Origin of the sequence: Haloplanus natans DSM 17983, assembly GCF_000427685.1 — an archaeon.
GTDB classification, from domain to species: Archaea; Halobacteriota; Halobacteria; order Halobacteriales; family Haloferacaceae; genus Haloplanus; species Haloplanus natans.
The window spans coordinates 1,687,032-1,706,804 of the sequence record NZ_KE386573.1; the positions used below are offsets into that span (position 1 = coordinate 1,687,032).

At 65.0% G+C, this 19,773-nt stretch carries 19 protein-coding genes; 4 read left to right on the forward strand and 15 right to left on the reverse strand.

From position 1 onward, the window contains the following. The first annotated feature begins 133 nt into the window (after nt 1-133). Nucleotides 134-529 carry a DUF7522 family protein gene (locus HALNA_RS10795; RefSeq protein ID WP_049936385.1) on the forward strand — a complete coding sequence of 132 codons (396 nt, stop codon included), beginning with the start codon at nt 134-136 and terminating at the stop codon, nt 527-529. A 134-nt stretch (nt 530-663) separates the two neighbouring features. Here HALNA_RS10795 and HALNA_RS10800 read toward each other — a convergent pair whose 3' ends face one another. From HALNA_RS10800 to purH, 15 genes are all read right to left on the reverse strand, one after another. Then, entirely contained in the window at nt 664-2,169 is a 1,506-nt protein-coding gene (locus HALNA_RS10800; protein WP_049936386.1) for an NADH-quinone oxidoreductase subunit N, read from the reverse strand. After that, a complete protein-coding gene (locus tag HALNA_RS10805; protein ID WP_049936387.1) occupies nt 2,166-3,698 on the reverse strand; it encodes a complex I subunit 4 family protein in 1,533 nt (510 codons plus the stop codon). Before HALNA_RS10805 ends, HALNA_RS10800 begins: the two co-directional genes overlap by 4 nt. After that, nucleotides 3,695-5,713 (reverse strand): NADH-quinone oxidoreductase subunit L, encoded by a 2,019-nt coding sequence (gene nuoL / locus HALNA_RS10810; RefSeq protein ID WP_049936388.1) that lies wholly within the window; start codon nt 5,711-5,713, stop codon nt 3,695-3,697. The genes HALNA_RS10805 and nuoL overlap by 4 nt, the downstream gene beginning before the upstream one ends. Before the next feature lies 1 nt (nt 5,714). Further along, on the reverse strand, nt 5,715-6,017 hold the full coding sequence (gene nuoK / locus HALNA_RS10815; protein WP_049936389.1) for an NADH-quinone oxidoreductase subunit NuoK: 303 nt from the start codon (nt 6,015-6,017) through the stop codon (nt 5,715-5,717). Continuing rightward, nucleotides 6,017-6,382 (reverse strand): hypothetical protein, encoded by a 366-nt coding sequence (locus HALNA_RS10820; protein WP_049936390.1) that lies wholly within the window; start codon nt 6,380-6,382, stop codon nt 6,017-6,019. Before HALNA_RS10820 ends, nuoK begins: the two co-directional genes overlap by 1 nt. Beyond that, nucleotides 6,379-6,663, reverse strand: a complete 285-nt coding sequence (locus tag HALNA_RS10825; protein WP_049936391.1) for an NADH-quinone oxidoreductase subunit J — start codon at nt 6,661-6,663, stop codon at nt 6,379-6,381. The genes HALNA_RS10820 and HALNA_RS10825 overlap by 4 nt, the downstream gene beginning before the upstream one ends. Nucleotides 6,664-6,726: 63 nt before the next feature. Beyond that, complete coding sequence (locus HALNA_RS10830) at nt 6,727-7,188, reverse strand: NuoI/complex I 23 kDa subunit family protein (RefSeq protein ID WP_049936392.1); 462 nt, start codon at nt 7,186-7,188, stop codon at nt 6,727-6,729. Beyond that, on the reverse strand, nt 7,188-8,312 hold the full coding sequence (locus tag HALNA_RS10835; RefSeq protein WP_084509985.1) for a complex I subunit 1/NuoH family protein: 1,125 nt from the start codon (nt 8,310-8,312) through the stop codon (nt 7,188-7,190). The genes HALNA_RS10830 and HALNA_RS10835 overlap by 1 nt, the downstream gene beginning before the upstream one ends. Then, nucleotides 8,312-9,970, reverse strand: a complete 1,659-nt coding sequence (locus HALNA_RS10840) for an NADH-quinone oxidoreductase subunit D (RefSeq protein WP_049936393.1) — start codon at nt 9,968-9,970, stop codon at nt 8,312-8,314. Before HALNA_RS10840 ends, HALNA_RS10835 begins: the two co-directional genes overlap by 1 nt. Next, nucleotides 9,967-10,674, reverse strand: a complete 708-nt coding sequence (locus HALNA_RS10845) for an NADH-quinone oxidoreductase subunit B (RefSeq protein WP_049936394.1) — start codon at nt 10,672-10,674, stop codon at nt 9,967-9,969. Before HALNA_RS10845 ends, HALNA_RS10840 begins: the two co-directional genes overlap by 4 nt. Next, a complete protein-coding gene (locus HALNA_RS10850) occupies nt 10,671-11,084 on the reverse strand; it encodes an NADH-quinone oxidoreductase subunit A (protein WP_049936395.1) in 414 nt (137 codons plus the stop codon). The genes HALNA_RS10845 and HALNA_RS10850 overlap by 4 nt, the downstream gene beginning before the upstream one ends. A 131-nt stretch (nt 11,085-11,215) precedes the next feature. Continuing rightward, entirely contained in the window at nt 11,216-11,830 is a 615-nt protein-coding gene (gene purE / locus HALNA_RS10855) for a 5-(carboxyamino)imidazole ribonucleotide mutase (protein WP_049936396.1), read from the reverse strand. Further along, a complete protein-coding gene (locus tag HALNA_RS10860) occupies nt 11,827-12,996 on the reverse strand; it encodes a 5-(carboxyamino)imidazole ribonucleotide synthase (RefSeq protein ID WP_049936397.1) in 1,170 nt (389 codons plus the stop codon). The genes purE and HALNA_RS10860 overlap by 4 nt, the downstream gene beginning before the upstream one ends. 56 nt (nt 12,997-13,052) lie before the next feature. After that, nucleotides 13,053-14,480: an ATP-binding response regulator gene (locus tag HALNA_RS10865; RefSeq protein ID WP_084509987.1), complete on the reverse strand. Its 1,428-nt coding sequence runs from the start codon at nt 14,478-14,480 to the stop codon at nt 13,053-13,055. Nucleotides 14,481-14,696: 216 nt separating this feature from the next. Next, nucleotides 14,697-16,271 (reverse strand): bifunctional phosphoribosylaminoimidazolecarboxamide formyltransferase/IMP cyclohydrolase, encoded by a 1,575-nt coding sequence (gene purH / locus HALNA_RS10870; protein WP_049936399.1) that lies wholly within the window; start codon nt 16,269-16,271, stop codon nt 14,697-14,699. Between the two features lie 696 nt (nt 16,272-16,967). On the opposite strand from purH, the gene HALNA_RS10875 reads away from it, so the two are divergent. From HALNA_RS10875 to purB, 3 genes are all read left to right on the forward strand, one after another. Beyond that, nucleotides 16,968-17,720 (forward strand): S8 family serine peptidase, encoded by a 753-nt coding sequence (locus HALNA_RS10875; protein WP_049936400.1) that lies wholly within the window; start codon nt 16,968-16,970, stop codon nt 17,718-17,720. A 36-nt stretch (nt 17,721-17,756) separates the two neighbouring features. Continuing rightward, a complete protein-coding gene (locus HALNA_RS10880; RefSeq protein ID WP_049936401.1) occupies nt 17,757-18,074 on the forward strand; it encodes a hypothetical protein in 318 nt (105 codons plus the stop codon). A gap of 157 nt (nt 18,075-18,231) precedes the next feature. Further along, on the forward strand, nt 18,232-19,623 hold the full coding sequence (gene purB / locus HALNA_RS10885) for an adenylosuccinate lyase (protein WP_049936402.1): 1,392 nt from the start codon (nt 18,232-18,234) through the stop codon (nt 19,621-19,623). Nucleotides 19,624-19,773 lie beyond the last annotated feature (150 nt).

Genomic DNA, 19,773 nt, shown 5'->3' on the forward strand with positions numbered 1-19,773 from the left:
TACCTGTCTGCCGGTGGTTCGCCAAGACGGTCCAGCGAACCATCGGTACTGACTTACAGGGGTCAGTATCAAAACTCTACCGTCACGAGCCGGCGATGGAGTTATCAAATTGTGTTGCGTGTTATCGTATGCCATGAGTGATAACCGTGATCTGATCGGCCCGTCCCTCGAGGAGCAGCTAGTGAGCGCCTGTCGGACTGCCGTCGGGGACAGTTTGCGGAGCATCACGTATTTTACGCCCGATGCGTACGAGCAGGTGTATCTCCGATCGGATCTGGAGGCCGACGCCGACCTGGCGGCGTCGGTCGAACACGAGGCGGCCGGATTTCGCACCCAGGTGGCCTACGCGGACAGCGAACTCGGCAACTACCAGTATACGCTCCGGGTGTTCGAGAACGGCTTCGTCACGCGCGTCATCGACGGCGAACGCGGCGTGTTCGTGACGACGGACGGGATCACCGTCCTCAGATCGAAGGAAGTGACGGAGGCGATTCGGTCGACGCTACGAGCGGGGGCGACGGCCGACTGATAGTGTGTATTGTAACTGGTTACCGGTGGGTCGCCAGGATAGTCCGGCGACCCACCGGTAATGACTTACGACAAACACTATGACACCTGCCACCGGAGTGTGACGACCTTCCGAAAGTCGACTCGACGGCGTAATCAGGCGAACAGCGCCGTCGCCGCGCTCTGGGCCGTCTCGACGACGGGCCCGAACGCCGGCAGGAGGACGAGCGTTCCGACGGCGGCGACCAGCACCGCGACGTAGATGCCGAGGGGCGTCGCGCCGAGGTCGAAGGAGCCGGACGGGTCCTCGATCCACATGGCTTTCACCACTCTGGAGTAGTAGAACAGCGACAGCGCGCTGTTGATGGCGCCGACGGCGGCGAGCCACCAGAAGCCGCCCTGGATCGCCTCGTAGAACAGGGCGTACTTCGAGAGGAAACCGCCGAAGGGCGGCAGACCGGCCAGCGAGAACATGAAGACGGTCATCGCGAGACAGGCGACCGGCGCCTGTCTCGCGAGACCGTTGTAGTCCTCGAAGGTGCGGCCGATACCCCAGTGTTCGACCATGGCGATGAACAGGAACGCGCCCGTGTTCATGAAGCCGTAGACGAGGAGGTGGGCCATGCTCGCGCCCATCACGGCGCCGTTGGGGCCGCCGCCCGAGAGCGCCGCGAGGCCGATCAGCGCGTAGCCCGCGTGCCCCACCGAGGAGTACGCGAGCATCCGCTTGACGTTCTCCTGGGTCGCCGCCGCGAAGTTGCCGAGCGTCATCGTGACGACGGCGAGGACCGCAAAGAGCAGCGGCCAGTCGACGCCCATCGGAACGACCGAGTCGATGGGGAAGGCAACGGCGAACACGCGGAAGGCAACGGCGAAGCCGGCCGCCTTCGACGCCGACGAGAGGAAGGCGCTGATCGGGGCGGGGGCGCCCTCGTACGCCTCCGGCGCCCAGAAGTGGAAGGGCACAGACGCCGTCTTGAACGCGAAGCCGCCGGCGATCATCACGATGCCGATGCCCGCGACGCCCACGAGGTCACCCGCCGAGCCGATAGCCGCCGCCACGTCAGTCAACAGGAGCGAACCGGTGACGGCGTACACCAGCGAGATACCGAACGCGAACACCGCCGAGGAGACGGCGCCGATGAGGAAGTACTTCAGTCCCGCCTCGACGCTCCCGCGGTTCTTCTTGAGGAAGGCCACGAGCGCGTACGAGGGGAGCGAAGCGAGTTCGAGGCTGACGAAGACCGTCGCCAGCGACCCCGACGAGCCCATGAGGCTCATCCCCGTCGCGGCCAGCATCACCAGGGAGTAGAACTCCGCCTGGTACGTGCGGTCGCGCAGGTAGTCGAAACTCGCGAGCGACACCATCGCGGCGACGCTGGCGAAGATGACGGTGAAAAACAGGCTCATCCCGTCGACGACGATGGAGCCACCGTAGAGTTCGATTGCGCCGCCCTCCTGGCCGGTGCCGGCGAGCAGGAACCAGCCGGCGACGCCGAGGGCCGCGACGCTCCCGAGCGCCGAGATGCCGGCGAGCGCCGTCGGCCGCGTCGAGTCCGGGTCGATACTGTCCACGATCAGGAGGACGAGCGCCGTCAGGCCGAGCAACAGCGTCGGCGCGACGGCCGTCCAGGTCGGCAGTTGGGTCTGAATCGGGATCATGAGAACTCACCTCCGAAATCGAGCAGCGGATTCACCGCGTCCTGGATCATCCCGAAAAAGAGGTCGGGAGCGACCCCGAGGACGATGATCGTCACGAGGAGAATCGCGAGGGGAACGGTCTCGTGGAGCGCGGCGGGCCCGACCTCGTAGTCCGTTTCGAGGCGGAACGACCCGAAGAGCGTCCGCTGCATCGCCAAGAGCAGGTAGCCGGCGACGATGACGATTCCGAACATCGCCGCGGCGGTAAAGAGGGGCATTCCGGCCGTGACCGTCGACTCGAAGGCGCCCTTGAAAATGAAGAACTCGCCCGCGAAGCCGGCCATCAGGGGTAGCCCCATGTAGCCAAACGCGCCCGCGATCAGGATACCCGTCGTGACCGGCATCCGGTCGGCCATCCCGGACATGTCGCCCACCATCCGCGTGTGGGTCGTGTTGTAGATGACGCCGACCGACATGAACATCAGCCCCGAGATGAGGCCGTGGGCGATCATCTGGAAGGTTGCGCCCCCGACGCCGTAGGTCGTGTAGGCGATCAGCCCGAGGATGACGTAGCCCATCGACGACACCGACGAGTAGGCGACGATGCGCTTGAGATCCTGTTGAGCCAGCGCGAGCATTGCGCCGTAGATGACGCTGATGACGGCGATCAGGGCAATCGGCACCGCGAAGGCGGTCGCCGTCTCCGGCAGCATCGTGAAGTTGAACCGCAGCAGGGCGTAGGTCCCCATCTTCAGGAGGACGCCCGCCAGCATCACCGACACCGGCGACGGCGCCTCGACGTGGGCGTCCGGCAGCCACGTGTGGAACGGGACGATGGGTACCTTCACCGCGAAGCCGAGGAACATCGCCACGAAGGCGACGCTCCGGAGCGTCCCGGCGGGGATACCGTACAGCGAACCGAGTTCACCGGCCCGAAGCGCCTGCGCGATGGCCGGCATATCGAGCGACGACACCGAGTCGCCGAGGCCGAAGACGAGGGCGATGAAGCCGATGAACATCGCCAGCGACGCGATGTTGGTGTAGACGAAGAACTTGATCGCGGCGTACTTCCGTCGCGGGCCGCCCCAGACGCCGATGAGGAAGTACATCGGCAGGAGGACGGCCTCCCAGAAGACGAACCAGACGAAGAAGTCGAGCGCCGTGAAGACGCCGAGCAGGTTCGCCTCCATGAACAGCATCAGGCCGTAGAACTGGGACTGGCGGTCGTCGATTGGCGTCCACGCGCTCACGATTGCGAGCGTCGAGAGGATCGTCGTCAGCACGACCAGCGGCAGGGAAATGCCGTCGACGCCGACGTGCCAGCTGAGGGTGTAGCCACCGAGTTCCAGCCACGGCACGATCGTCTCGAACGCGACCGACCCGCCCATGAGGGCGTTGCCCGTCGCGTCGAATCGACTCCACATGTAGAGGCTCCCGACCACGGGGAGCAGGCTCAGTGCCGCGGCGAGTCGGCCGGCCACCTCGTCGGGGGCCAGCATGACGACGAACGCGGCGATAAACGTGACGGCGATCAGTGCTTCGATGATCATACGAACCACCCTCCCATCAGTCCGAAGACGACGAGCAACGCCACCAGCCCGAGGGTGAGGAGCGCGGCGTAGTTGGTCACGACGCCGGTCTGAACGCGTCGAATCCGGCTTCCGGCGACCAGGCTCACCGAGGAGACGCCGTTGACGACGCCGTCGACGACACCCTGGTCGAACTTATCCGCCAGCCGAGCCAGCGGCAGGACGACCGATTCGGCGATCCAGACCTGATACTCGTCCTGGTAGTAGTTGTTGTACCACAGCGTCTTGACCGCGCCGAGCTTCTCGGTGTGCTCGGTCGGGTCGTCGACGTTGTAGAGGACGTGTGCCGCGCCGGCGCCCGCGAGGGCGAGGGCGAGCGACACCGCGCCCGCGACGTAGGACGCCACGTCGGCCGCCGAATAGCCGGCGTAGTCGTGGAGCAGTTCACCGTAATGCTCGCTCGTGAGCGCCGACAACTCGCCGTGGGCGAGCCAGTCGTGCAGGTACTCCAGATGGATTCCGGTCAGCTCCTGAACCGGCACCATGTTGACGAAGCCGACGGTGGCGGCGAGGATTCCGAGCACCACCAGCGGCCCCTTCACGTTCCAGCGCACCCCGTGTGGGTCCCGAGCGATGTCGGTCCGCGGTTCGCCGTGGAACGTCAGGAACACCATCCGGAAGGTGTAGAAGCCGGTGAAGAAGACGGCCACCAGCCCCATCGCGTAGCCCGCAAGCAGGAGCGGCGAGCCGGCGAGGCCGTGGACGAGTGCCTCGTACAGCACCTCGTCTTTCGACCAGAAGCCGGCGAAGGGGACGATGCCCGCGAGCGCGAGCGACCCCGAGAGGAACGTGTAGTACGTGACGGGCATCCGCTCTTTCAGGCCACCCATGTTCCACATGTCCTCGTCGTGGTGCATGGCGATGATGACCGCGCCGGCGCCGAGAAACAGGAGCGCCTTGAAGAAGGCGTGGGTCAGCAGGTGGAAGGTCGCGGCGACGTAGCCGCCGGCGCCGAGCCCCAGCATCATGTAACCGTACTGCGAGATGGTGGAGTAAGCGAGCACCTGCTTGATCTCCCGCTTGACGACGCCCATCGTCGCGGCGACGAGGGCGGTGAATCCGCCGACGAGGGCGATGATGCCCAGCGCAGTCGGCGAGAGCGCGTAGAAGCCGTACATCCGCGCGACCAGGTAGACGCCGGCCGCTACCATCGTCGCGGCGTGGATGAGCGCGGAGACGGGCGTCGGACCCTCCATGGCGTCGGGGAGCCACGTATGCAGCGGGAACTGCGCGGACTTCCCGATGACGCCGCCGAGGATCAGGAGGCCGACGATGGTGAACCACGTCTCGGGCGCGAAGCCGAAGGTGGTCACCTCGGCCGCGCCGGCCAACGCCTCCTCGGCGAGGACGGGGAACGACCCCTCGCCCGCGAACTTCGCGGTGCCGAAAGTGGCGAAGACGGCGACGACGCCGACGAGGAAGAAGTAGTCCCCGAACCGGGTGACGAGAAAGGCCTTCTTCGCGGCGCTCGGCGGCCCCTCCTGCCGGAACCAGAAGCCGATCAGGAGATACGAACAGAGGCCGACGAGTTCGAAGAACATGAACGCCATCAGCAGGTTGTCGGCGACGACGAACCCGAGCATGGAGGCGGTGAAGAGCCCGAGGCCGGCGTAGTAGCGCGGCAGACCCGTCTCGCCCTCGTCGTTCATGTAGCCGAGGCTGAACACGTGGACCAGAAGCGAGACCAGCGAGACGATGAGCAACATCATCGCCGCCAGCGGATCGAGCAGGAGGCCGAAGGTGAGCGACACCGTCTCCTCGCTCGCGCCCGCGGCCCACGTATAGAGCGTCTCGTTGTAGGCGTTCCCGTTGCTGACGGTCAGGAAGACCCAGGCCGACAGGAGCAGGGAGCCGGCGGTGGCGGCGATACCGCCGAACGCGCCGCCCTTGGGGAGGTATTTCCCGCCGCCGAGCGAGACGACAAAAGAGAGGAAGGGAAGCAAGACGATGGCAGGTGCGTAATCGAACGCCGCCATCTTACCACCTCATCTCCTTGGCTATCGTCACGTCCACGTCGCCGAAGTTGCGATACATCACGAGGATGATGCCGATGCCGACCGCGACCTCCGCGGCGGCCAGCGCCATGGTAAAGAGGCTGAACGTCTGGCCGGTGACGTTGCCCCAGTACGCCGAGAACGCCACGAGGTTGATGTTGGCCGCGTTCAGCATAAGCTCGACCGACATCAGGAACAGGAGGGCGTTCTGCCGGGTCAGGATGCCGAACAGCCCGATGCAGAACACCGCCGCGGCGAGCAGGAGATACCACTGGACCGGAACCATCAGCGGTCACCTCCGTCGTCGTCGGTCAGCCGGTTGCGGACCTTCCGACCACCGTCGGCCAGTAGTGCGACCATGTCGCCGTCCTCTTCGCGACGGGCGAGCATCACCGCGGCCGCGAGCGCAGCCACGAGCACGACGTCGATGATCTCGAACGCGACGAGCATCCCCTCGCCGGGCACCGCACCCATATCGAGGTTGAACATCGCGTAGCCGATGCTCGCGGTGATCGGGGCGTCCGGTCCGAACCCCTGTGGGTCGCCGAACGAGGCTCGGAGGACGGCCAACGCGATCACGGCGAACAGCGCGACGGCCGCGAGGCCGGGAAGCAGGTGGGAGCCCATTCTGAGCGACGGTTTCGTCGTCACGTCTCCCGCACCTCCGTTGTCGATGTCGATTCCGCTGCCGAGGTCGGTTTCGTGAGCATCACGGCGAACGTAATGAGGATGAGCACCCCGCCTACGTAGACGAGGATCTGCATGGCGGCGAGAAACTCCGCCTGCATCATCACGTAATGTACCGCGACGCTCAACAGGGCGCCGCCGAGGAGGAGTGCGGAGTGCCACACGTCCTCGACCAGGACGACGCCCAGGCTGCAGCCCAGTGTGATCAGGGCGAACAGCGCGAACGCGATCGTTTCATACACCATTGCTTGAATTTGCTTGAGGTAATCCTTTGAACGTTTCGAGACGGCGCAGCGCCGACTCGGATCTTACTGGTAGTCGATCTCCCCGTCGCCTTCGCCGATCCACGCGCTGCGGTCCGGGTTACGGGATTCGAGCGGGTCGATCCCCTTGTACCACGGGACGTTTTTCAACTGCTCTTTGTTGTAGACGAAGTCGTCTTTGGTGTCCGCCGTGAACTCGAAGTTCTGGGTCAGCAGGATGGCGTCCACCGGACAGACCTCCTCACAGAGCCGACAGTAGATGCACTGGCCGATGTGGAGGTTGTACTGTTCGCCGTTGCGCTGGTCGTCCTGCACGATCTGGATCGTGTCGTTCGGACAGACGTTTTCGCACTGCCGACACCAGATACAGCGCTCCTGGCTGAACTTGTGAACGCCGCGGAACCGCGGACTCACTTCCGGCGCCACGTCGGGATACTCGACGGTGAACGTCTTCCCGTCCAGCGCGTGTTTCATCGTCACCGCCATGCCTTTGAGAATTCCAATCATTACGCGATCACTCCCACGATGACTGCCGTGAGCACCAGGTTCGCGAAGGAGAGCACGAGCATCCCCTTCCAACCGATTTCGATCAACTGGTCGATACGCACGCGCGGGACCGCGGAGCGGGCCCACTGCGTGAACAAGAAGAACGCCCACATCTTGATGACCATCCAGACGAATCCGGGCAGCACGGGACCGGCCGGACCGCCAAGGAAGAGGACGGCCATCAGCGCGCCGCCGAGGAAGATGTGGATGAACTCCCCGAGATAGAAGAGGACGAAGTAGACACTCGAGTACTCGGTCTGATAGCCGGCGACGATTTCGGTCGGCGCCTCCGGAATGTCGAAGGGGTTCCGGCCGATCTCGGCCATGTTCGCCGCCAGGAAGAGGACGAACGCGAACGGGTTGACGAACGCGTACCAGCCCGGAATCGCGATGCCCGCGACCGTGACGAGCGTCTCCGTCTGGGCGGCGACGATTTCGCTGGTCCGGAAGGTGCCGGCGAAGATGATCACCGACGCCGCCGTGACGACGAGCGGAATCTCGTAGGCCAGGTTCTGCGCGATGGAGCGCAGCGAGCCCAAAAGCGAGTACTTGTTGTTCGAGGCGTAGCCGGCCATCACGAGGCCGAGCGACGCGATCGAGGCCGCCGCGAACGCGAAGACGATGCCCGTCTCGGGGTCGGCCAACTGGAGACCGCTCCCCAGCGGGATGACCGCGAACCCGAGCAGCGCCGAAAAGGGCAGGATGATCGGCGCGAGGTCCCACGCCGGGCGGTCGACGCCGTCCGGAACGATCAGTTCCTTCGAGAGCAGGCGCACCGCGTCGGCGACGATGATCAGCAGGCCGAACGGACCGATCCGGTTGACCGCGATACGGTCGGTGAACGCGGCCGTGATCTTCCGTTTGGCCCACGGGCCGGCGAGCGCCGTCATGCCGAGCATGATGTTGGCGATGAGGAACGCGCCGATCAGGCCACCCACCACGTCACCGAGGACGCCCGTGAGGCCGAGCGCGCCGGAGACGGTCTCCGGGAGCGTCGTGATCGGCCCGCTCGCGGAGGCGTTGGCCGTCGCGTTCGCCGTCCCCGTCGGCGTCGCTGTCCCCGACTGCAGGAGCACCGAATCCATCAGCGATCCACCTCACCGAGGACGATGTCGAGGCTGCCGAGCGAGGCGATCAGGTCCGGAATATACTCGCCGTTCGACATCTCCGGCAGCGTCTGGAGGTTCGAGAAACACGGGCTCCGGATCTTGAACCGGGCCGGCTTCTCGGTACCGTCCGCGCGCACGTAGATGCCGAGTTCGCCTTTCGCGCCCTCGACGGCGCGGTAAATCTCCGTGTCGTCGTCCGGCCGGATGGTCCGGGGGACGTTGCTCTGGATCGTCCGCTCGTCTTCCGGCCAGTCCTCCAGCAGGTCGACACACTGCTCGATGATCTTGGCCGACTCCTCCACCTCGCGCAGGCGGACGAGCAGGCGGCTGTAGTTGTCGCAGCCGTCCTCGACGGGAACGTCCCAGTCGAGTTCGTCGTAGTAGCCGTACGGGTCGTCGCGGCGGAGGTCGTAGTCGATGCCCGACCCGCGTGCGACGGGGCCGGTCGCGCCGTAGCTTTTCGCCACCTCCGGCGGCAGGACGCCCGTATCGACGGTGCGAACCTGCAGAATCTCGTTCGCGGAGATGAGGTCGTGGTACTCCTCTAAGGCCTCCGGAAGGTCGTCGAGGAAATCACGGATCAGTTCGAAGAAGTCCTCGCGGGGTTCGGGCAGATCCCAGACCACCCCACCGAGGCGGAAGTAGTTGAACATCAGCCGCTGGCCCGTCATCTCTTCGAGGATGTTCTGGACCTTCTCGCGGTCCCGGACGGCGTACATGAAGATGGCAGTGAAGTCGCCGTAAACGTCGAGCGCGAAGGTGCCGACCGCGAGCATGTGGGCCGCGATCCGACAGAGTTCGGCGCCCATCGTCCGGATGACCTGTGCGTACTCCGGTACGTCGATGTCCGCGAGGTCCTCCGCGACGCGGGCGTACGCCCACTCGTTGAGCAGGCCAGCCGAGATGTAGTCCCAGCGGTCCGGGTAGGGCATGATCTGGTAGCGATACGTCCCTTGCTGGCAGATCTGCTCCTCACAGCGGTGGAGGTAGCCGATGTCCGACTCCACGTCGACGACCTGTTCGCCGTCGAGCACCGTCTTGAGGTGGAGGACGCCGTGGGTCGCCGGGTGGTGCGGGCCGATGTTGAGGAACATCGTATCGCCCGCGTCGCTCTGGTGGTCCTCCTGGAGCGGGTTGGCGTGTTCGCGTAGCGGGACGATCTGCGGGCGATCCTGGTCGTAGTCGCGGCCGAGCGGGTGGCCCTGCCAGGTCTCGGGGAGGAGGATGCGACGCAGGTCGGGGTGGTCCTCGTACTGGACACCAACGAGGTCGTACGCCTCGCGTTCGTGCCAGTCGGCGGTCCGGTAGACCGGTTCGGCCGACTCGCTCACCGGGTCGTCGGTGGGCGTCGGCACCACGACGCTCACCTCGTCGGTCGGGTCGTCGTACTTCTTGAGGTGGTAGATGGATTCGTACCGGTCCTCGTACTCCTGTGCGGTGACACAGGAGAGGTGGTCGTAGCCGGCCTCGTCGCGCAGGCGGAAGAGGGTGTCCTGCACCTCGTCCGGTCGGACGACGAAGCCCGGCGCGTTGAGGTGGTCGTCGCGGTCGATGACCAGATCGCCGAGTAGGGCGTCGATCTCCTCGGCCGTCGTCTGTTCGACCGTCTCCGGGGTGGATTCTTCGAGACTCATGGCGAGTCGGCCCAGTTGTACCGCATGACGAGGTCGTCCTCGTCGATCTGTTCGGCGAGTTTGTCGACCACTTCGTCGCGGTCGAGGTCGCTGAACTGTTCGAGTTCGTAGGGCTTGACCGTCACCGGCGAACTCTCGCCGTTGGCGATGCGCTCTTGCAGTTTGGCGACGCCGTACACCAACGCCTCGGGGCGGGGCGGACAGCCGGGGACGTGGATGTCCACCGGAATGACCTCCTCGGCGCCCTTGATGACGTTGTACCCCTCCTGGAACGGCCCGCCGGAGATGGTACACGACCCCATGCCGACGACGAACTTGGGTTCGGGCATCTGGTCGTAGACGCGTTTCATCCGCGGGGCGAACTTCGAGACGATGGTCCCCGGGACGATTATCACGTCGGCCTGTCGCGGCGACGCGCGCGGCACGCCGGCCCCGAACCGGTCGAGGTCGTGCTTTACCGCGTACGTGTGCATCATCTCGATACTACAGCAGGCGATACCGAACTGTAGCATGAACATCGAGGAGCCACGCACCCACTCCATGAACCGATCGAACTTCGTGAGGATGAACGGCGAGGAGCCGAAGGCCTCGCGAAGTTTGGAGTTGAACCGGTTGTCGGTGCCGGACGCCCCGATACGGGCGTCGCGGGTCTCGCTGCCTACCTTTGTCGTGTCGGTGACGAATCGTTCCTGTTCACTACTCATGATTGACGCTCCGTTTTACGGCGGTTCGCGCGCGGGCTCTTGACCCACTCGACCGCGCCGTTCCGCCAGGCCCAGACGAGACCGACGACGAGGACCCCGATGAACACCAGCATCGGCACGAGCGTCTGGAGGAGGGTCGCCCCGCCTTCCAGCGCCGACCGATAGATCAACGTCCACGGGAAGATCAGGACGGTCTCCACGTCGAAGATGACGAACAACAGCGCGACCATGTAGTACTGGATGTTGAACTGGACGTGCGCCGTCCCCGTCGGGACCTCACCACTCTCGTAGATGACGGTCTTTCCCTGTTCGGTGATCGTCGGCCGGAGGAGCGCGGACACCACCATCATCCCGATGGGGATGCCGACGCCGACCAGGCCGAGTGCACCGATTGCTATCCACTGATTCATACCTTGATTCCTGTCATCCTGCGGGTTAGGGGTGCTCCCCCATAAGCGTTGATTTATGCCATTCCACGACGTGAGCCGATTTCGCGCACGTCTACGGGCGGCTCACGGCCTGTCGCGCCGGCAGTGTGGCCCTACTCCCCCCGCTCCCGGAACCCGTCGATGCCCCGGTCGTGCAGCGCCCGAGAGACGTCCGCGACGCCCGCCCGCAACTCGTCGTGTTCGGTCTCCAGTCTGGTCACGAGTTCGTCGTGCTCCCGGCCGAGGATCTGGACCGCCGACAGCGCCGCGTTGTACGATTTGCCCGCGTCGACGGCGACGATGGGCGCGCCCGTCGGCATCCCGATCACCGAATCCACCGACTTCTCCTGGACCGGCACCCCGATCACCGGGAGCGGATAGGCGATGGAGGCAATCATGTTCGGCAGGTCCGCGGATTTCCCGCCCGCGCCCGCGATGACCACGTCCAGTCCCCGGTCCGTCGCCGTCTCGCCGTAGGCGTACATCAGGTCCGGCGTCCGGTGGGCCGAGACGACGTAGCTCTCGAAGGAGAAACGCGCCTCTGGCGGATTGTCGTAGTCAGTCTGTTCGGCGAATCCGAGTTCGCGGAGGGCGTCGTACGCCCCCGCCATCACGTCCAGATCCGAGTCCGACCCCATGATGATCCCCACCTCGGGGGTCGCCTCGGTCTGACGGTCCCTGTCGGCCTGTGCGTGCAGTTCGTCGATCAGGTCGGTTACGTCGGTCATTGGAACCTCAGACTGTCGCGCAGTTCGCGGGTCGATTCGAGGAGGGCGGTCAGATCACCGTCGCCGTCCTCGTCCGTTGCCGTCACGTGCCCCATCTTCCGCAGGGGTCGAACCTCGTCTTTCCCGTACCAGTGGAGGTGGGTCGCCTCGCGTTCGAGGACGGCATCGACGCCGCCGAGTTCGGCCGTTCGGGGCTCGTCGATGGTGCCAAGGACGTTCGCGCTCACCGTCGGCGCGCGCTGACGGGTCGACCCCAGCGGCCACCCGAGGACTGCGCGAGCGTGCTGTTCGAACTGCGAGGTGACCGCCCCCTCGATGCTCCAGTGTCCGGAGTTGTGGGGGCGGGGCGCGATTTCGTTGACCAAAATATCCCCTTCGGGGGTCTCGAACAGTTCGATACCGAAGACGCCGCGTCCGTCGAGGGCGTCGAGGACGTCGCGGGCGACGGACTGGGCGCGCTCTTTCACGCCGTCGCTCGTCCGCGCCGGAACGACCGTCTCCCGCAGAATCTCTTCTTCGTGGACGTTCTCACCGACGGGGAACGTCCGAACCTCGCCGTCGCCCTGGACGCCGATGACGGAGACTTCACGCTCGAAGTCCACGAACGTCTCGGCGAGGGCGCTCGGCTCTTCGGCCGTGCCGACGGCCTCCTCCAGGGCCGCCTCGGCCTCGTCGGGCGAGTGGACGGGGAGGTTTCCCCGGCCGTCGTAGCCGCCCTCGCGCGCTTTGAGCATGACGCCGCCGAACTCGGAGACGGCGGCTTCGAGGTCGGCAACCGAGTCGACACGGCGGTACGCGGGCACCGGAACCCCCGCCTCGGCGAGCATCTCCTTTTCCAGCCACTTGTCCTGGATCGTCCGCAGCGTCTCGGGGGTCGGATGGACCGGCACGTCCGACTCGGCGCCCGCGGCCGCCAGATGGTCGGGGTCCGCGAGTTCGATCTCGTAGGTCAGCGCATCGGTGCGATCGGCCAGCCGACCGATCGCCTCGGGGTCGTCGAAGTCGCCGACGATCTGGTCGCGGGCGACGGGCGCGGCCGGACAGTCCGGCGTCGGATCGAGGACGATGGTCTCGACGCCGAGCGGGGCGGCCGCCTCGGCGAGCATCCGGCCGAGTTGGCCACCGCCGACGACGCCGAGCGTCGGTCCGGGAACGGTTGTCGTCATGGCTGGTCGTGGTGCCGAGCCGCGCTTAAACGTTGTTACAGCGACCGCGACTGCGGCTACCCGTCGACGAACTCGACGCCCTCAATCTCGAACCGGGCGCCGCCGGTGGCAGCCGCGTCGACGCTGACGGTCCAGTCGTGGGCCTCGACTATCTCCGCGACGATCGACAGCCCGAATCCGGTCCCGCGATTGAGCGTCGTGTAGCCGCTGTCGAACACCCGTTCCCGTCGAGATTCGGGGATGCCGACCCCGTCGTCCTCGATGTACAACACGTTCCGGTCGGGGACGACGCCCGCGCTCACTGTCACCGGACGGTCGTTGTGTTCGACCGCGTTCCGGAGGACGTTCTCCACGGCCTCTTTCAACCGGCTCGAATCACATCTGATTCGCGCCGAGTCGTCGATTTCGAGCGTCAACTGCTCCGTCCTGACGCTGTTTCGCCCCGCCCGCACGACATCGGCGACGGCGACCGTCGTATACTCGCCAACGGCGTTGCCCGTCCGCGCCAGTGCGAGCAGATCCGACAGCATGGCCTCCATCTGGTCGAGGGCCTCCGCAGACGTCTTCAGATGGCTGCTCGTGCACTCTCGCCTGGCGACCGCGAGATGGCCGTCGGCGACGTTCAGGGGGTTGCGAAGGTCGTGTGCGATCGTCGAGGTGAACTGATCGAGCTGTTCGTTCCGGTTCGCGAGGTCCTGCTCGCGGGTTTTACGCTGTGTGATATCGCGCGTGAACCCGGTCACCCGCTCGACCGACCCGTCCGTGCCGATCACGGGCTTGCAGTGAGATTCGACCCACAGTCGAACCGAGGATGGATGCTCGACGCGGAACTCGATCCGCTGGCTCGTCCCTTCGGACGCCCGCTTCATGGCCAGTCGGACCCGGTCGTGGTCGTCTTCGTGAACCCGGTCGAGAAACGTCGACGGATCGGCCCGGAGCGCATCGATCGACTCGCCGAAGAGATCCTCGTACGCCGAGTTGACGAAGAGTAGCTCCGACCAGTCTTGGGAGAACATCCAGAGCACGTCGTTCGAGAGTTCGGCCAGTTTGTGAAGTCGCTCGTCCGCCCGCGCCGCGCGCGCTTCCATCCGTCGATGCTCGACGTGCGAGATCACTTTTTGCGCGACGAGTGCGTGCTGGTTTCCGATGGTCTGCCGGATGATGTAGTCGGTGACGTTCGCCGAAATCGCCTCGCTCGCGGCCACTTCGGTTCCAGTCTCGGTGAACAGAACGAACGGAAGCTCCGGCTCCACCTCGCGAACGGCCCGCAGGAACTCGACGCCGGTCATATCCGGCATATGATGATCGCTCACGATGCAGTCGACGTCGTCGTCCTCGAACGCCACCAGCCCCGTCTGCGCCGAGGCCGCCGTTCGCACGGTCAGCCGCTCGTCCTCCTGTTCGAGCCCCGTCCGTAACAGCTCCAGCAAGTCGGGGTCGTCGTTCACACACAGGACGGTTATCGGATCATCCACCGCTCGCATCTTACCATCGATCGATCCGCCGACGTGTTAGTGATTCCCCACCGACTATCAGGGTCGATAACCGACGGGCTGCCCGCGCGCGGGTCGTCCGTACGACTAGTCGTACCGGAGGCGCCACGGAACTCGCTTCGCTCGCCCCGTGAGCGTTAGACACTCCCTTCAGTCGTGTCTAAAGTCGTGCAGGACTCACTTCGTTCGACCTGCTGGCTTCCGGCACTAATCGTGCCGGAAGCACCGCGTTCCGGTGAACGCCATCGCCATATCGTGCTCGTCGGCGGCGGCGATCACGTCCTCGTCGTTGACGGAGCCGCCGGGTTGGACGACGGCCGAAACGCCGGATTTCGCCGCCTCCTCCACCCCGTCCGGGAACGGGAAGAAGGCGTCCGAGGCCATCACCGCACCCTGAGCGTCTTTCCCCTCGGCGTGTTCCTCCGTTTTCATCGCCGCCAGCCGCACGGCGTCGACGCGGCTGACCTGTCCCATCCCGATGCCGACCGTCTCCGTCCCCGACGCGAACAGGATGGCGTTCGATTTGACGTGTTTCAGCGTCCGCCACGCGAACAGCATCGTCTCTATCTCCTCGTCGGTGGGGTCGCGCTCCGTGACGATTTCGAGGTCGTCTCGGGTCGGTGTCCAGTCGTCGCGCTCTTGGACGAGACGGCCGCCAGTCAGGGGCTTCTCCGTCAGCGTCCCCGTCCGCTCGCTCAACTCGCCCACGTCGAGGACCCGGAGGTTCTCCGTCTCGGTCAGTACGTCGAGGGCGCCGTCGGTGTAGCCGGGCGCAACGACGACTTCCTTGAACGACTCGACGATGGAGTCGGCCGTCTCGGCGTCACAGGGGCGGTTCAGTGCAACGATACCGCCGAACGCGCTCATCGCGTCGGTCGCGAGGGCGTCGTCGTAGGCCCGGACGAGCGAGTCGGCCGTCGCACACCCCGCCGGGTTGGTGTGTTTGATGACCGCCGCGGCCGGTTCCTCGAACTCCCGGATCAGGTCGAGCGCCGCGTCGGCGTCGTTGTAGTTGTTGTACGAGAGCGCCTTCGCCCCCTCGTTCAGTTGGGGGGCGCCGACGACACTCGCCTCGTCGCTCGTGGCGTCGGCGTAGAGCGCCGCCTCCTGGTGGGGATTCTCACCGTAGCGAAGCGTCCGGCTCCGATCGTCGGAGACGACGCGGCGGGTGGGGAACTGCCCAGCGTCGTCGCCCTCGACACGCACCTCGCCGTCGTCGACGGTGACTCGATCCTCCGCGAACCACTTCACTGCGCGCGGGTAGGCCTTGAACTCCGCCTCGTGAAGGACGCGGCGTTTCAGGTCGTCGGCGTCGTCGCCCTCGTAGACGGGCACCGCCTCCTGAGTGACGATGGGGCCGGCGTCGAGTTCCTCCGTGGCGACGTGGACCGTACAGCCCGTGGTGCGGACGCCCGCGTCGAGTGCCTGCTGGTGGGCGTCCTCGCCACGGAACGCCGGGAGCAGGGAGGGGTGGACGTTGAGGACGGTGGGCAGGGCGTCGAGCACGTCCGACGAGAGGACGCGCATGTACCCGTCCATACAGACCAGATCGAACTCGTAGTCGTCGAGGTGGTCGAGCACCCGTGCCTCGTGGTCGGCGCGAGTGTCGTCGCCGCGTTCGACGACTTCGGTCGGGATGCCGCGGTCGGCGGCCGCCGAGAGCACCGGCGCGGACTCGTGGTCCGTGAGGACCGCCGCCACCTCGGCGCCGCCGGGCGCCAGATCCGCGATGTGCATGAGGTTCCGTCCGCGATTGCCGGCGAGCCCTGCGAGTCGTATCATGATCGAGGGAGGTTCGCGCGAGGGAAAAACAGTTGCGACTCTCTGTACGGCCTCGAGGTGATCGATAATAACGTATTTGTTACAAAAGATTCATAAGACAGATTCACCTAATTGTGCCGTATGAGTCGTAGCGTTTCTGATGTCCTGTCTGGGCCTCATCGTGGCGAATCTATTCGACTAACGGTAAGCGTTACCGGTGACCCTGGGGACATCAGAAACGCGATCGAAGACGCCGGAGGTTTGGTTCATAACACCGACCGTTTCGGTCAACTGGATGCCACGGTTCCAGAGACTGAGGTCCGCCCTCTTTATAAGCGAGACGATGTTTATACGCTTAACGCCGAGGGGGATATCGAACTAGCCACCGAGGGAAACTAACGAATACTTCCCCCTGGATTGACAGTTACGACGCACTCTGTCAGGCTACTAATCAATCCTACAGGCAACTCCTTAGACTAGACGAGGTGCCCTCTAGGGGAGAGGGAATTGATATTGCAATCGTCGATAGCCTCTATGCACTGCCAGCAGACGATCCACTCGAATCGAAGATTGAGGGACAACATGATCTCTCGCATCGGGGTAACGAGCAACAAAAAGAGTGGTATCACGGCTACCTGACCTTCGACATTCTACATGCTCTGGTTCCGGACGCTCGCTTCCATTTATACCGGGTGAAAACCGCCCGGCGAACCCGACGTGAGAGAGGGGAAACCGACGAACGTCGACAGCGTGGCCGGAAACGACATAATCAAGCAGGCGATCGGACAGGCGATCGACGACGGGATCGACGTGGTCAATTTATCGCTGGGAAGACTGCATACGTTCTGTCAAAAATGCGTATTCGATGGACCGATCGCTGCACTCCATCGGAACGACACCTCGGTGGTTGCGGCGATCGGAAACGAACACGCCAACCGGCGATACGAACACGTCCTTTGCCCTGCGCTAACCGAGGAGACGATTTCCGTCGGAGGTGTCACGAACGCGTGTCTGGGATCTGTCGAACGAGTCATAAACGATAGACGGATCTGGGTGGATACGGAAGACATCGAGTCCGTACCCTACGACAGACAGGGCCCGTACTGCAGTTTCAAAGGGTGCGAGGTCGGTAGTAACGACTGTCAAAATAATCGCACTGAAATTCCGTACGAGCACAATATCCAGTCTTACCGGGGTAATCCGGAGCTTCTGGCACCTGCCCAGAAACCCGACTTTGCGGATCGGTCCGAGGGACAAGCCGCATTCGCAATGGGCACCAGTTTCGCGGCACCGATCGTGGCGGGTGTCGTGGCCCGACTGCGGAGTATGGACACGACGGCCACGGTGTCGGACCGGGTTCGGAGTGCAGTTCTTTCCGGAAGCGACACCGTATACACGGACCATACCACGTACAACCGGCTCAACGCGGCTGACGCTCTGGAAATCCTCCGTAAATCGGAGAAAGATTGATCCGAGATACAATCCAAGGGGTGTCCGAATCACCCAATGGACGATTCGATGGATATTCTACTGGAACGGATGGCAGAGGCGGAGACTGTCCCCGAACTCCAGACCCACGTTCTGGCGTTCAACAAGTACGCGGACGAGCATTTCGGTAGCGGGGACGTCGAGTTCGCAGGCGAAGAGGACGTTTCGGATACGAGAGTCGACACGCTGGTGACTTGGATCGAGGCGCTACAAGATCGAATGGAGGAGGTCACCAGACACGACCGTATCGAGAGCTACTCCATCACGGTAAGCGGCAGTCTGACTGGCCCTTCCGTTTCCGTCGGTGTCACCTGCTTACCGGACGATCCGGAATGAATCCCATCCGAGAACGATAGCCCGAACGAGGTGGGAGCACCTCCCGCCCGCAACCCCCGATTCGGACGTGGTAGGTCGGGATGGGACACGAAGAGCGACCGCTCCCGTGAAGCGGGGGACCGGTACGCTTTTGAGTCGTCCCCGGACACTCCCGCCCATGACGGATCTGCCACGGAGCGACCCGCTCGCGGCCGTCTCGCCGCTCGACGGGCGCTACGCGCGCTACACCGAACCGCTGGTTCCCTACGCCAGCGAGTCGGCGCTCATGCGGGCCCGGGTTCGCGTCGAAGTCGAGTATCTGCTCACGCTTGCCGACCTCGATGCGACGCCCATCGCCATCGACGGCGCGGAACGCGAGGCCCTGCGCGACTGCTACGACGCCTTCGACGCCGAGGACGCCCGCCTGATCAAGCGCCTCGAAACCGAGGGCGCCGACGGCTACAGCGCGACCAATCACGACGTGAAAGCGGTGGAGTACTTCCTGCGGACGCGGACTCGCGAGTCGCTTCACCCCTGGATACATTTCGGCCTGACCAGCGAGGACGTGAACAACCTCGCACACCGCCTCCTGCTCGAACCGGCCGTCGAAGACGTACTGCTTCCCGCGCTCGCGGAAGTGCGAGACGAACTTACAACGCTGGCTCGGGAGTACCGGGAGACGCCGATGCTCGCCCGGACGCACGGCCAACCGGCGACGCCGACGACGTTCGGGAAGGAGATGGCCGTCGTCGCCGCCCGCCTCGGGCGGACGATGGGGCGGGTTCGCGACGCGGCGGACGGCCTCTCGGGCAAACTCGCCGGCGCCTCGGGCACCTACGCTGCTCACGTCGCGGCCTACCCCGACGTGGACTGGCCGGCCGTCGCCCGCGAGTTCGTGACCGACCTCGGCCTCGACCACACGCCGCTTTCGACACAGGTCAACCCCTGTGACGACCTGGCCACCCTGTTCGACGCGTTCCGCGGCGTCAACAACGTCCTTCTCGACCTAGACCGGGACGCGTGGCTCTACGTCTCGGATCGCTACCTCGGCCAGCGGGCCGTCGAGGGCGAGACGGGGTCGTCGACGATGCCCCACAAGGTCAACCCCATCGACTTCGAGAACAGCGAGGGCAACCTCTCGAAGGCCAACTCCGATCTGACCTTCCTGGCCGACTACGTGACCACCTCGCGGCTCCAGCGCGACCTCTCGGATTCGACGGTCAAGCGGAACGTGGGCGCCGCGCTCGGTCACTGCCTCATCGCCTACCGAAAAACGGAAGCCGGCCTCGGGAAGGTCGTCCCGAACGAGCGGGTGATGCGCGAGGAACTGGAGGCGACGCCCGAAGTGATCGGCGAGGCGGTCCAGACGATCCTGCGCCGCGAGGGCGACACCGAGGCCTACGAGCGCGTGAAGGACCTCACGCGTGGCGAGCGGGTCACGATCGAGGACTTCCGGGCGCTGTTCGACGACCTGGACGTGGACGAGTCGGTGCGCGAGGAGCTTCGGGCGTTGACGCCGGCGGGGTATACGGGTCGGGCGGCGTCGTTGACTGAGAGGCCGCCGGAGTAGGGGCGGCGTCGTTGGCTGAGAGGCCGCCGGAGTAGGGGCGGCGTCGTTGGCTGAGAGGCCGCCGGAGTAGGGGCGGCGTCGTTGGCGGACTCGGAAGCGACCGAGCGAGGGTCGGTGCCAGGTACCCGACGCCGGTGTCGACGGTGCGCA

Bases quoted from the DNA above. Each gene is read 5' to 3' on its own strand.
- nuoK (WP_049936389.1), bottom strand. From the start codon at position 6,017: ATGGTTCCGGTCCAGTGGTATCTCCTGCTCGCCGCGGCGGTGTTCTGC.
- purH (WP_049936399.1), bottom strand. From the start codon at position 16,271: ATGATACGACTCGCAGGGCTCGCCGGCAATCGCGGACGGAACCTCATG.
- nuoL (WP_049936388.1), bottom strand. From the start codon at position 5,713: ATGGCGGCGTTCGATTACGCACCTGCCATCGTCTTGCTTCCCTTCCTC.
- HALNA_RS10795 (WP_049936385.1), top strand. From the start codon at position 134: ATGAGTGATAACCGTGATCTGATCGGCCCGTCCCTCGAGGAGCAGCTA.
- HALNA_RS10830 (WP_049936392.1), bottom strand. From the start codon at position 7,188: ATGATTGGAATTCTCAAAGGCATGGCGGTGACGATGAAACACGCGCTG.
- HALNA_RS10845 (WP_049936394.1), bottom strand. From the start codon at position 10,674: ATGAGTAGTGAACAGGAACGATTCGTCACCGACACGACAAAGGTAGGC.
- HALNA_RS10800 (WP_049936386.1), bottom strand. From the start codon at position 2,169: ATGATCCCGATTCAGACCCAACTGCCGACCTGGACGGCCGTCGCGCCG.
- HALNA_RS10805 (WP_049936387.1), bottom strand. From the start codon at position 3,698: ATGATCATCGAAGCACTGATCGCCGTCACGTTTATCGCCGCGTTCGTC.
- purB (WP_049936402.1), top strand. From the start codon at position 18,232: ATGACGGATCTGCCACGGAGCGACCCGCTCGCGGCCGTCTCGCCGCTC.
- HALNA_RS10825 (WP_049936391.1), bottom strand. From the start codon at position 6,663: ATGGTGTATGAAACGATCGCGTTCGCGCTGTTCGCCCTGATCACACTG.
- HALNA_RS10835 (WP_084509985.1), bottom strand. From the start codon at position 8,312: ATGGATTCGGTGCTCCTGCAGTCGGGGACAGCGACGCCGACGGGGACG.
- HALNA_RS10860 (WP_049936397.1), bottom strand. From the start codon at position 12,996: ATGACGACAACCGTTCCCGGACCGACGCTCGGCGTCGTCGGCGGTGGC.
- HALNA_RS10850 (WP_049936395.1), bottom strand. From the start codon at position 11,084: ATGAATCAGTGGATAGCAATCGGTGCACTCGGCCTGGTCGGCGTCGGC.
- HALNA_RS10840 (WP_049936393.1), bottom strand. From the start codon at position 9,970: ATGAGTCTCGAAGAATCCACCCCGGAGACGGTCGAACAGACGACGGCC.
- HALNA_RS10865 (WP_084509987.1), bottom strand. From the start codon at position 14,480: ATGCGAGCGGTGGATGATCCGATAACCGTCCTGTGTGTGAACGACGAC.
- HALNA_RS10880 (WP_049936401.1), top strand. From the start codon at position 17,757: ATGGACGATTCGATGGATATTCTACTGGAACGGATGGCAGAGGCGGAG.
- purE (WP_049936396.1), bottom strand. From the start codon at position 11,830: ATGACCGACGTAACCGACCTGATCGACGAACTGCACGCACAGGCCGAC.